The 11890-nt window shown below is 61.0% G+C and carries 11 protein-coding genes; 8 read left to right on the top strand and 3 right to left on the bottom strand.

Annotated features, from left to right (window positions below):
* Positions 1-62: 62 nt before the first annotated feature.
* Positions 63-704: a response regulator gene (locus EKH80_RS05240; protein WP_158628757.1), complete on the top strand. Its 642-nt coding sequence runs from the start codon at positions 63-65 to the stop codon at positions 702-704.
* Between the two features lie 102 nt (positions 705-806).
* Here EKH80_RS05240 and EKH80_RS05235 read toward each other — a convergent pair whose 3' ends face one another.
* Complete coding sequence (locus EKH80_RS05235; protein WP_126683676.1) at positions 807-1481, bottom strand: hypothetical protein; 675 nt, start codon at positions 1479-1481, stop codon at positions 807-809.
* A gap of 862 nt (positions 1482-2343) precedes the next feature.
* On the opposite strand from EKH80_RS05235, the gene EKH80_RS05230 reads away from it, so the two are divergent.
* From EKH80_RS05230 to EKH80_RS23755, 7 genes are all read left to right on the top strand, one after another.
* On the top strand, positions 2344-2886 hold the full coding sequence (locus tag EKH80_RS05230) for a fimbrial protein (RefSeq protein ID WP_126683675.1): 543 nt from the start codon (positions 2344-2346) through the stop codon (positions 2884-2886).
* A 109-nt stretch (positions 2887-2995) separates the two neighbouring features.
* Entirely contained in the window at positions 2996-3730 is a 735-nt protein-coding gene (locus tag EKH80_RS05225; RefSeq protein WP_230473436.1) for a fimbria/pilus periplasmic chaperone, read from the top strand.
* A 113-nt stretch (positions 3731-3843) separates the two neighbouring features.
* The gene (locus EKH80_RS05220; protein ID WP_230473435.1) at positions 3844-6780 is read left to right on the top strand and encodes a fimbria/pilus outer membrane usher protein; all 2937 of its coding nucleotides are present in this window, start codon (positions 3844-3846) and stop codon (positions 6778-6780) included.
* Between the two features lie 17 nt (positions 6781-6797).
* On the top strand, positions 6798-7868 hold the full coding sequence (locus EKH80_RS05215) for a fimbrial protein (protein ID WP_126683674.1): 1071 nt from the start codon (positions 6798-6800) through the stop codon (positions 7866-7868).
* A gap of 41 nt (positions 7869-7909) precedes the next feature.
* Positions 7910-8446, top strand: a complete 537-nt coding sequence (locus EKH80_RS05210; protein ID WP_158628756.1) for a fimbrial protein — start codon at positions 7910-7912, stop codon at positions 8444-8446.
* A 13-nt stretch (positions 8447-8459) separates the two neighbouring features.
* Positions 8460-9029, top strand: coding sequence for a fimbrial protein (locus EKH80_RS05205; protein ID WP_158628755.1), 570 nt, complete (start codon positions 8460-8462; stop codon positions 9027-9029).
* A gap of 751 nt (positions 9030-9780) precedes the next feature.
* Complete coding sequence (locus EKH80_RS23755) at positions 9781-10245, top strand: fimbrial protein (RefSeq protein WP_158628754.1); 465 nt, start codon at positions 9781-9783, stop codon at positions 10243-10245.
* A 282-nt stretch (positions 10246-10527) separates the two neighbouring features.
* Here EKH80_RS23755 and EKH80_RS05195 read toward each other — a convergent pair whose 3' ends face one another.
* On the bottom strand, positions 10528-11346 hold the full coding sequence (locus tag EKH80_RS05195; protein ID WP_126683670.1) for an arylamine N-acetyltransferase family protein: 819 nt from the start codon (positions 11344-11346) through the stop codon (positions 10528-10530).
* A gap of 116 nt (positions 11347-11462) precedes the next feature.
* Positions 11463-11882 (bottom strand): type IV pilin protein, encoded by a 420-nt coding sequence (locus tag EKH80_RS05190; protein ID WP_126683862.1) that lies wholly within the window; start codon positions 11880-11882, stop codon positions 11463-11465.
* Positions 11883-11890: the final 8 nt, after the last annotated feature.

The following is an 11890-nucleotide window of genomic DNA, read 5'->3' as shown; positions in this document are numbered from 1 at the left end:
TGCCGCATGCATGGCAATGCTGGGATGGGCATCCCAGCCTACCGGTTATGAGGAGTGTAGCTATGAAACTGAAGGTCATTCTGGCTGATGACCACCCTATTGTCAGGCTTGGACTCCACCACATGCTGAAATCCTCGGGGATCGCCGAGGTCGTCGCCGAGGCGAACTCTCCCTCAAAATTGTTGCATGCGCTGTCCACCGTTCAGTGCGACATCGTTGTGACTGATTTGTGCATGCCCGATGATCACAGCCGCGATGGCCTGTCGCTCATTCAGCGGCTTACCCGTCTGTATCCCGGTATTCCGGTGATTGTCATCACTGTTTTGCGCAATGCCGGCTTGTTGCGTTCCGTACTACAACGAGGCGCGCGAGGTCTCATCAACAAAGCAAGCGATGTGAGCGAGCTCGCTCTGGCCTTGCACGCAGCAAGCAAGGGGCGTACGTACATCGACAAGGGGCTTCGAGCTACGCTGTCGACGCACACAGCGCCACTGCACGTGCCCCCGCCTCTGACCGTGGCCGAAACAGAAGTGCTTCGTCTGTTTGCCTGCGAGAGCCTCTCGGCCCAGCAAATTGCCGCACGCCTGCACCGTAGCCACAAAACCGTCAGCCGCCACAAGCGCAGTGTTCAGGCCAAGCTGGGTTTGGAGACCAACCAGGAGCTGCTTGACTACTGTCGGCATGTAGATTTGGGTGCGGCCTAAGCGCGTAGGCTGGGATAGCAATCCCAGCATGGGATGCCGTGTGGAAGGCTGGGATTGGCATCCCAGCCTACACGCTGTCGGCATGGTGGCCGAAGGCGACCGTCATTCGCTTTCCATCAGGATTTCGCGGCCAGGCCATGCATAGCCGCGCTCTATCGGGCTTGCCAAGACATTGGCCGACACGCAGCCGGGAAAGAGGTTGCGAGTCTCGTTCTTGTGATTGCTGGCGTTGTACAGATAGGGCACATGCGACCAGCAGCGGTACCCCAGCTGCTTCAAGGCCCTCACTTCAGACTCCGCTTGCTCGGCACCCGGCAAACGGAAGTAGATCATCGGCCTATGGATGCGCAGAGTGTCGATTCCACCGGCCAGGAGATCCATCAAGGCACCTTGCTGGTTCACCTTGACCAGATGCAGGGCGGGTAAGCGCAGTTCATCCAACGGCACGGCGTGGATGATTTCGCCCTGCTCTCCCTGTGCTTGCAGCGAGATCGGCAAGGACATGGGGCCAGCGCTGGGTCCGAGCCAGCGGGCATGCGGGTAGACATTGGTCAGCTGATTGATGGCGACGTTGGCGCACATGTGCTGGAAAGCCAGGCGGCGGGCTTCGGTCACGTGGACCGCGCCCTTTGCTCCGACCACCCGCGCCAGCCACAGGGTATGCGCCGCATGCTGCCCACCCAGTTCCAGAATCGTCTGCCCTGCATCGACCAAGTCACTGAGAAAATCGATTTCCTGCTCGATCCATTCCCCGTACAAGGCCAGGGATCGTGCCATGGGCGAGGCATCCTCGATGGCAGTCATCAAGCCATAGCGAGTCGACCAGAATCGAATGCCGGGTTCCGCAGGGAAGCTAATAGCAGGCATGGGGCAAAAATCACTACTCGATGGATGAGGCCCGGATGGGCCGGAGCCAGGCAGATCGCGATCGCCAACCACCTTGCCGGCAGTCGGCAGGCTCCAATGCAGGAGCCTCGACGACGGCGGCTCCGATGCAGCCGAGCGGCGCGGCGGCGCCAATAAAGTCGTAAGCGTAAGCGCATGCCGGGGCGATGCGGGCAAGGCATCCTGCGCGGTCAAGCCGAAGTCCGGTGCACGGCGCGCGACTAGGCGAAGCGGGCCTGCATGCTCGCGCCCAACCCTTCCAGCCACGCTGAGCGAGACTCGGCCGTAAGGCGCAAAGCGATCGGGACAAGATGCGTACAGGGGCAGCAGCCGGGGCGACGTTGGCGCTGAGGAAGGCTGCTGGTTTATCGACATTGCTCATCTATAAAAAACGCCACTCCGGTTTACGGATGCAAGCTGGCCGGTCATCGTTTGAACTTGTGCGATGTAGGAAGTGGCGTGTGCCCGTCCAACACGATTCACCGCGTAAGTGTGGACTTCGGTCGCCCCGCATGCATGCGGATTTATCTCAAAGCTCGCTTATTCCCGGTCGCCGGGTTTTGCACTTTGAGATCAATCCCAAGGCAGTCCAGCCGCCGCTTCGATACCTTGATTCGCGTTGCGGCTCGCCAAGAGGCAAAGGGGGCGCCGCACATGGCTTCATCTCATTGCTCCTGTCATCCACTGCTTCGCGGCGACTGGCACGGGCTATGCCCGTTCGTTGGTTCAAACCTTTTCCAGCCAAGGTATTCCCATGATCAAGCGCTCTCTCCCGATGGCTCTGTGTATCGCCAGCACCATCCTGGCAGCTTCCTCGGCAATGGCTGCGGACGGCACCATTACCTTCACGGGCAAAGTGCTCGACAACAGCTGCACCATCGCTGGCGGCGGCGGCGGCACGGCCAACTTCGCCGTGAATCTGCCCAATGTAAACAAGACGGCGCTCGCCTCGGCTGGCGCGTTTGCCGGCGCAACGCCTTTCCAGATCCAGCTCAGCAATTGCGAGAGCACGAAAGTCTCCACCTTGTTCGAAATGGGGCCGAACGTCGACGTCAACACCGGCGACCTGAAGAATACGGCCCCGAGTGGCGCCAGCAACGTCCAGGTTCGCATCACCAATGGCGACGATGACTCCCCCATCAACATCGCCCAAGCCTCGCAAGGCTCGCATAAGGTGGACATCGATAGCACGAGCAAGAAGGCAATACTCAAGTACTACGCCAAATACATCGCCACTGGTGCAGCGAGCGCCGGCAACGTGGACACCACGGTGATGTACTCGATGATCTACGAGTAAGCCGCTGCGGAATCATCGCCCCGGCCACCGCGAGGTGGCTCGGGAGGGGACACGCCCTTGACGGCGCCGTTTTCTCTCTCACTCCTTTGATGGACAAGGTGGTCTGTCCGTGCGTTTGTCGACTGTAAAAACCCTTATGCTGATGGGGGGCTTGACGGCCATGCTGCCGTTGCAGGCCTCAGTGGTCATTACCGGTACCCGTGTCATCTACCCGGCCAGCGAATCGGAAGTGACCGTCAAACTGTTCAATGATGGCAAGCATCCGGCGCTGGTGCAGGCCTGGATCGACCAAGGCGATCCGCAGACCACGCCCACCAACGCGAAGGCCCCGTTCACCATCACGCCACCCATAGCACGCATGGATCCGGGCAAAAGCCAGACCTTGCGCTTGAGCTATACCGGTGAGCCGCTGCCGACCGATCGCGAATCGGTGTTCTACCTCAATGTGCTGGAAGTGCCGCCCAAGCCCCAGGCGCAAGCCCATGGCTCCAACAACTGGTTGCAGTTGGCGATCCGTTCGCGCCTGAAACTGTTCTTCCGCCCGGACTCGCTCAAGAACTCGGTGCAGGATGCCTTGCCGCAGCTGACCTGGCAGCTGACCCGCGAGGGTGGCAAGCCGGCGCTCGCCGTGCGCAACCCCAGTGCGTATTACGTCACCCTTACCGACGTGGAGCTTCGCGGCGACGGCCACACTGTCAGCGCCAAGGTGGATCGGATGCTCGCCCCCGGCGATCAGCAAACCCTGTCCCTGCAGGGCGAGCCCCCCGCTGGTGCGCAGGTGCATCTGCGCGCCATCAGCGAGCTTGGCGGCATTCTCGAAGCAGACCGCCCACTGGCGCCCTGAGCAAGCAACGCAAAGCCAGCCTTGTGCCGGACCTGCCAATCAGCGATGTAAAGAGGGGACAACAAACGCTCTTGGGTCCATGGCTGTCCACGTCGTAAGGATTTATGTCACTGGTGCTTTCCCTTCCCTCGCCGCGCATGCGGCCTCGTCCGTGCAGCATGGCCATTGCCGGACTGCTGGTGAGCGCGCGCGCCTGGAGCGCTGCCGCAGCGGCTCCGGTCGAGGTGCAGTTCAACGAGCAGTTCCTGCATTATCCCGGTAATCAGCAGGCTGACCTGAGCCGCTACGAACGCGGCAATCCGGCCTTGCCCGGCACGTACACTGTCGATACCAATGTCAATGAGCTGTGGCAGGGACGCCTTACCGTGCGCCTGGCCCAGGTCGGCGCAGACAGCGCCAACGTCCAGCTGTGCGTGAATCGGGATTTGCTCGATCGCCTCGGGGTCGACCTGACCCAGTTGAGCGAAGCTGCGCAAGCATCACTGGTCGGCAGTGGAAGCTGCGCGTCGATCGACAAATTGATACCGCAAGCCAACGCCGTGTTCGACAACGGCGAGCAGCAGCTCAATGTCAGCGTGCCGCAGGCGATGCTGCGCCACCATGCCCGCGGCTGGGTCGATCCCAAATTCTGGGACAACGGCGTCACCGCCGCTACGCTGCAGTACAACGCCAATACTTATCGCAGTCATACGAACGGCAGCGGCTATGACAGCAACACCTACGTGGGCCTCAATGCCGGCCTCAATGTCGGTGCCTGGCGCCTGCGCCATAGCGGATCGCTCACCTATGGCCAATCCTCGGGCCAAGCGGGCAGTTATCACTACCAGCGCAACCAGACCACATTGCAGCGCTCCCTGCCCTCGTTCAAGACCCAGCTTTTGCTTGGCGAGGGCTACACCGACGGCGAGGTCTTCGACAGCGTCGGCTATCGCGGCATGCGCTTGGCTTCGGACGATCGCATGTACCCGCAATCCCAGCGCGGTTACGCCCCTACTATGCGCGGCATCGCCAACACCAACGCCCGCGTGCAGGTACGCCAGAATGGCATGGTCATCTACGAAACCACCGTAGCGCCCGGTGCCTTCGTGATCGATGACCTCTATCCCACCGGCTACAACGGTGATCTGGAGCTGGTGATCACCGAGGCCGATGGCACAGTGCGCAGTTCGAAACTGCCCTATGCGCCCGCGGTCAAGGCGTTGCGCGTGGGCGCCATGCGCTACAGCGTAACGCTGGGGCATTATCGCGATCCACAGATCCAGAACACGCCCTGGCTGATCGAGACCACGCTGCGGCGCGGCGTGACCAACACCATCACCGGCTATGGCGGCGTTACTGCCGCCCAAGGCTACCAGGCCACTCAAGGCGGCGCGGCGCTCAACACCCGCTACGGCGCCGTGGGCCTGGACCTCACCCTGGCCCGCGCCCAACTTCCCATGCACCCGGCCATGAGCGGAAAGAGCGTGCGCCTGTCCTACAGCAGGCTGCTCAGTTCCGATACCAACATCACCCTGGCTACCTATCGCTACTCCAGCGCAAGCTACCTGAGCCTGCGCGATGCGATGCTGCTGCGTAATCCGGTTCGTAACCTGTGGTACGACACCGGCAGCCTGCCCGATCAGTGGTCGATTCCGCGCCCAGGAACGCCGCAGCTCCATGGCGTGAATCCGCTGCCTTATGGACGCATGCGCGGGCAATTTCAGATCACCCTCAACCAGACCCTGCGCGCCGGAGCCGGCAGCCTCTATCTCAGCGGCTCCACCCAGGACTACTGGGATCGCCGCGGCCGCACCACTCAATTCAACGCCGGCTACAACAACAGTTGGCGTGATGTGACTTACGGCATCGCGCTGGCCCGTCAGTACGATTCCACGTTGGGCCGCTGGGACAACCAGGCCATGCTCAACGTCAGCGTCCCGCTCGGCTCCGTGCACCGCCGCAACCCGCTGCGCAGTACCACTCAAGTGCAATATGGCCAGCGTGGCGGCAGCAACTTCAATGAGACCCTGACCGGCTCCGCCGGTGTCGACAACAACTTCAGCTACAGCACTACGGTCGGCCGCAACACTGGTAATAACGCCTCCACCACTGCCAGCACCAACTTCACCTACCAGGCGCCCTTGACCACCCTGACCGCCAGTGCCGCTCGCGGCAACGGCTACAACCAGTTCGGTGCGGGTATGTCCGGGGGCATCGTCGCGTATCGCGGCGGCATCGCCTTCACTCCCAGCATGGGCGACACCGTCGCCATCGTCGAAGCCAAGGGCGCCAGCGGCGCGCGCGTCACTTCCGGTTCCGGCCTGCGCGTCGATCGCTTCGGTCACGCGGTGGTGGCCAACCTCATGCCCTTCCAACAGAACGAGATCGAGATCGATCCCAAGGGCCTGCCGATGAACATCCAATTGCAGACCACCACCCAGCGCGCCGTGCCGACCGATGGTGCGGTGGTGCCGGTGAAGTTCGAGGTGCACGGTGGCGGCCGCGCGGCGCTGGTAGAGGCCATGCTGCCGGATGGGCAACTGCTGCCCTTCGGCGCGGAGGTGCTCGACGCCGAGGGGCAGGCGGTGGGCGTGGTCGCCCAGGCCGGGCGGGTAATGTTGCGCAATCTCACTGCCGACCAGGGTACGTATACCATTCGCTGGGGCGATCAGCCCGATCAGCGCTGTGGCTTGGCCGTCGATCTGCCGTCACCCAAGCCTGGCGACAAGGGCTGGGTGCGGACGGCAGGAACTTGCCGTATCGAAGGGCCACTGGTGCAAACGAAATCTGCGCCGGATATGCCCTCCACCGAAGGCGAAGATTCGCAAAACGCGCCGCCAGAAGCCCAGCAGACATCGCCTGTTCGCCAAACGCCTGCGCCCATGGGCGCGAACAGTCCTTCTGCGAGTATCCAGCGAGTCAATGCCAGATTCGATGCGATCGGTGCCTTGCCGATGGTTACCCGGGACGATGTAACACACCGCCCTCTTCGCCGTACCAACTTGCCAACAGCCGATGCCATGGCGATGCCTTTGGCTCATCGCCCTCAGCAGGGCGTGCGGCTGTGGTGAACGACTTCAAATCGACCATGAAATGCTTCCACGCAAACCAGCCAACCCGTTTCGGCATCGCTTTTCAGTTGATGGCGCTAGTGTTGTTCTACGTTGGCTCAAAAGGCGCCTGGGCCGCAGCCTCGTGCGTCGGCGAAGCGAGAGTGTACGAAATCTACTTCCCTACCAGCATCTCGGTGCCGCGTGATGCGCCCGTTGGAACCCTGCTGACACCGTGGAAGACTACCGCGGGCTCAGTCCAGTGGACATGCACGGTGACCAATGCTTACTTAGGAGCGGCAGCGACAACGTCAGCCTATAACCAGGCTTCGGGAGTCACCACGACTTATAACGGCGCAACGGTCTCAGTCTATAAAACCAATGTCGCGGGCGTGGGTATTGCCCTTGCGCACAGAGATCTCATGGGGGTGAGCTGGAAAGGTTGGCTTGACCTGAAGAATTACTGGTATGGCGGGTGGTGGGGCAATTGGACCACCGGCATCAACTGGGGCGTGCAAGTAGTATCCGCCCTGGTCAAAACAGATGCCATTGCGGCAACAGGCAGGATACCGGCGGTTACGGTTGCACAGACGGCCGTAGTTACGACAAGGGAAGGCGGAGGGCCAGCAGACCCAGCATCGCCCGTGCCGAACACGTTGAGCTATCACAACATAGCAGCCCCCATCAGCATCGTCCCCCTCTCCTGCACCGTCCCCGATGTCGCCGTGGACCTGGGCGAAGTCGCCACCGCGGGTTTCAAGGGTGTCGGCTCAAGCGCCGGCAACCGAAATTTCAACTTCAACCTCAACAACTGCCCCGCCGGCATGCGTTCGGTGAGCCTGCAGGTGCACCCCACCAACGGCATCCTCGCCGGCACCGTTGACGTCGCCAAGCTCAACGCCAACAGCAGCGCCAAGGGCGTGGGCGTGAAACTGCAGTGGGCCAATGGCAATCCACTGACACTGGATGCCAAGAGCCAAGTCGCCGACTACCAAGGTCAGGCGATCAGTATTCCCCTCAAGTGGAATGCGGCTTACTACCAAGCGGACAAGATCATCCAACCCGGCACCGCCAATGCCAGCTTCGAAGTCACCCTGTTCTACGAATGATTCTCCGCCGCTCCCCGCGGCTTGGTCGAGGAATGGCCTGCATGCGTTCGTTTACTTTTACTGGTCTGGTCCTGGTCATGGCGATCTGCATCACGCCCGTGGCTGCCATCGCGACCGATGCCCGTATCGAAGTCACCGGCAAGATTGCAGCCTCGCCCTGCAAGGTCAGTGTAGGCCAGATCCAACTGGGCAATGTCCCGATGTCCAGCTTCCAAGGACCTGGCCAAGTGGCGGATGGGGGCGGTCAAAGCACTCAGTTGCGCTTGACGAATTGCCCGTACGGTCTGTCCCGGATCATCTACCAGATCGTGCCCAGCAATGGCGCATTCGATGCGCCGCACGGCATTGCGAAACTGGATGCGCGCAGCACCGCCACCGGTGTCGCGGTGCAGTTGACGCGCCATCCCAGCGGCGTGGTGCCGCTCAACCAGGATACCGCGTGGAACGAATACAAGCCCGATGATCCCAACAGCGGCGACAACTACATCACGCTGCGGGGTTACTACTACCAAACGGCTGACACGATCCGCGAGGGCTCGGCCAACGCTTCCTTCACCATCACTTTCAGCTTTCAATAGAGGAGTGCTGCGCATGTCGACTGCATTCATGTCGCGTCGCCATCGTTGCATCGTGCTGCGCATGCTCTGTCGTCTTGGATGGCCGCTAGGCCTGGCATGGGCCGGGATCGCTTGCGCCCAAAATCAGGCCACCCTGGATGTCACCGGCAACATCAAGGGCGCGCCATGCAGGATCAAGAACAGCGCCATACCGGTCGACCTGGGCGAGGTGAAAAGCTCCGATTTCAAGGGCCAGGGCCAGCGCCTGGCGCCGGTGAGCTATCGCATCGAGCTGCTGGGTTGTCCCCGCTACGCCACGATCACGTATCAGATCGATCCGCAGACCACCATCGTCGATGCATCCCAAAGCGTCATTGCCATGCAAGGCGGGCAAGGAAGCGCCGCCAAGGTGGGCTTGCAGTTGCTGACGGATCAGGAAAAGGCGCTGCCGTTGCGACAGGCGATACCTGTGCCAGGCTATGACCCCAGCCACGGCGGCGATCTGTCGATTCCGCTGAAAGTGGCCTTTTATCAGACCGAAGCAGGCCACGTTGGCGGCGGTACGGCCAAGGCATCGGCCACCTTCACCCTGAGCTATCCATGACTGCGTGGCAATGATGAGTAGCAAACCAACTCTCCTGCGCCTGCGTGATCGCCATCCATGTTCTGATGTGCGTAGTGCGCCCGCTATCGGGTTGCTCCCATCAAAACGTGGCGCTGTGGTGAATGATTTCAAAGCGCCGGTGGAATGCTTCAAAAGAAATAGAACGGCAGCTTGCGTTATCGCTGTTCGGCTGATGGCGCTGATGCTGTTCTCCGTTGGCGCAAAAGGCGCCTGGGCCACAGCCTCATGCACCGGCGGTGGGAGAACGTACGCAATTTACTTCCCTACCAGCATCTCGGTGCCGCGTGATGCGCCCGTTGGAACCCTGCTGACATCGTGGGTGACCACCGCGGGCTCAATCGAGGGGTCATGCACAGTGACTAATGCTTGGTCTGGGCCGGCAGCGACAACGTCAACCTATAACCAAGCCTCGGGAGTCACCACGACTTATTACGGTGCAACGGTCCCAGTCTATAAAACCAATGTCGAGGGTGTGGGTGTTGCCCTTGCGCACAGAGAACTCTATTGGCTGACATGGACAGGTTGGTATGACCTAAGGAATTACTGGTATGGCGGGTGGTGGTTCCCTAGTCCTAGCGTCAACAATGCCAACTGGGGCGTGCAAGTAGTATCCGCCCTGGTCAAAACAGGCACCATTGCGGCAATAGGTAAGATACCGGCGGTTACGGTTGCACAGACGGCCGTAGTTACGACAAGGGAAGGCGGAGGGCCGGCAGACCCAGCATCGCCTGTGTCGAACACATTGAGCTATCACAACATAGCAGCCCCCATCAACATCGTCCCCCTCTCCTGCACCGTCCCCGATGTCGCCGTGGACCTGGGTGAAGTCGCCACCGCAGGTTTCAAGGGCGTCGGCTCCAGCGCCGGCGGCAGAAATTTCAATCTCGACCTCAACAACTGCCCCGCCGGCATGCGTTCGGTGAGCCTGCAGGTGCATCCCACCAACGGCATCCTTGCCGGCACCGTTGACGTCGCCAAGCTCAATGCCAACAGCACCGCCAAGGGCGTGGGCGTGAAACTGCAGTGGGCCAATGGCGGCACTCTGAAACTGGATGCCAAGACCCTGGCCACCGACTACCAAGGTCAGGCGATCAGTGTTCCGCTCAATTGGAATGCGGGTTACTACCAAGCGGACAAGATCGTCCAGCCCGGCACCGCCAACGCCAGCTTCGAAGTCACCTTGTTCTATGAATGACGCGATATCAGTGCAGGAGCATGCCGCTTTGGATGAGCCATATCGCGATACTGAAAACCCTTGCTCATGTTGCCTGCCTTCCCGATCGAAGAAATACGACGACTCCATGCTAGCGAGAGGAAAGCGGACGCGGCGGTACTCGGGCCTGGCGCAGGGGCTCTCGTCCCAGCCTGCCTAGTACGTAAGCTGGGATAACCATCGTAGGCTGGGTTGCAAAACCCAGCATTGCCATGCAGCAGCACGCGCGATGCTGGGATTTTCATCCCAGCCTACGCGCTGCCGTCAATCCATCGGCAAGGCGTCCAGGCGTTGCATCAATTGAGCATGTTCGGGCAGACGAATCCCGAAGACTTCCTGCAGCACTTCGCAAATTTCCGCTGCGCTGCCCAGCGTGCGCTTCACCGATTCGCCATCAAGGCTATGCAACGTGAATTGGCGGCCGGACAAATTCATCCGCTGCTTCGGCGCAAGACGTGCTGCCCGGAGGGTATGGCGGAAATGCGAGGCCGGGTACGTGGAACTGTAGTGATTGGCCACTTCGTAGTCGACTGGAAAGCGCGGCTGCAGGTCAAAGCGGTAGAGCGTGAGCCACTCGCCGCGTACCAAGGATTGTGACCGCCAATCTCCGCCGGCGTGGGTCAGCCGGAAGGGTTCATGCGGCGTGGACTGTTCGATGTCCGCACGCAGAAGCAGCACGCCACTGGGTGTCTGGCCGCCAAAACCGACGTCCGCCAGCCAGCTTTCACCCTCCAGCTCCACACGCAGCAACATATGCGTTTGCGCCGGCAACGAATCAGGATCACGCCCCCATAGGACGCGCGCTATCAAGCCTTCCACCTGGAAGCCTATCGCGGTAAGCGCAGCTCGCAGCAGGGAGTTTTGTTCGAAGCAGTAACCACCGCGACCATTACGCACCAGCTTGCGTTCGATCCAGGCGAGGTCCAGCGAAACCGGCAGGCGCAGAAAGGGATCCAGGTTCTCGAAGGGAATCGAAGCGGTGTGCTCGGCAATGATCGCACGCAAGGTGGAAAGATCTGCCCGCACCGGGCCAGCATGGCCGATGCGCTGCAAGTAAGCGTCAAGGTCGAAACGATGAGACATGCCGGCACAGGATCCGAGGAAAGAAAGCGCGGGGAATGCTAACAGTATGGGCAGGACGTGCAAACCAAGATGGGTAGTCGCTTGCCTCCCTGCCCCGCAGGCCTGGAACACAAACCCTACCAGCAGCTTCCGTTGGCATTGGCTTTGACATCCGCGCTGTCCGGCAGCTTACGCCCCGCATTGTCGATCGACAGGTTGCCACACGCATCGCCCAGCTGGCGGCCGATCGGCATCGCCATGGCGACAAAACCTTGCTCCGCCTTGTCCAGCACACGCAATGCCAGCGCGTAATAACCATGCTCCGATATCGCCGAATCGGCCATTCCAAGCTTGCCCAGGTCATCCGCGTAGCGATTGTATGTGGCGTACCAACGTTCCTGCGCCTGCGCGATCATCATCAATGCCTGGTGTGCGTCTGCACGATGCGACCGGAATACGTAGCGGGAGTAGGATTGCGTCGCCAGCGCGGCCAATATCGCGGCAATCGCCATTACCGTGATCAGTTCGATCAGGCTGAATCCACGCAAGCGGTCCATGGCTTCAC

The sequence above is a fragment of the Dyella choica genome (assembly GCF_003977665.1).
GTDB lineage: Bacteria > Pseudomonadota > Gammaproteobacteria > Xanthomonadales > Rhodanobacteraceae > Dyella_B > Dyella_B choica.
Note: the sequence above shows the minus strand (reverse complement) of the source record. Positions and strands in the feature narration are given on the sequence as shown.

Excerpts from the sequence above, each read along its gene's own strand:
- EKH80_RS05215 (WP_126683674.1), top strand. The coding sequence starts at position 6,798 with ATGAAATGCTTCCACGCAAACCAGCCAACCCGTTTCGGCATCGCTTTT.
- EKH80_RS05230 (WP_126683675.1), top strand. The coding sequence starts at position 2,344 with ATGATCAAGCGCTCTCTCCCGATGGCTCTGTGTATCGCCAGCACCATC.
- EKH80_RS05210 (WP_158628756.1), top strand. The coding sequence starts at position 7,910 with ATGCGTTCGTTTACTTTTACTGGTCTGGTCCTGGTCATGGCGATCTGC.
- EKH80_RS05195 (WP_126683670.1), bottom strand. The coding sequence starts at position 11,346 with ATGTCTCATCGTTTCGACCTTGACGCTTACTTGCAGCGCATCGGCCAT.
- EKH80_RS05240 (WP_158628757.1), top strand. The coding sequence starts at position 63 with ATGAAACTGAAGGTCATTCTGGCTGATGACCACCCTATTGTCAGGCTT.
- EKH80_RS05205 (WP_158628755.1), top strand. The coding sequence starts at position 8,460 with ATGTCGACTGCATTCATGTCGCGTCGCCATCGTTGCATCGTGCTGCGC.
- EKH80_RS05235 (WP_126683676.1), bottom strand. The coding sequence starts at position 1,481 with ATGGCACGATCCCTGGCCTTGTACGGGGAATGGATCGAGCAGGAAATC.
- EKH80_RS05190 (WP_126683862.1), bottom strand. The coding sequence starts at position 11,882 with ATGGACCGCTTGCGTGGATTCAGCCTGATCGAACTGATCACGGTAATG.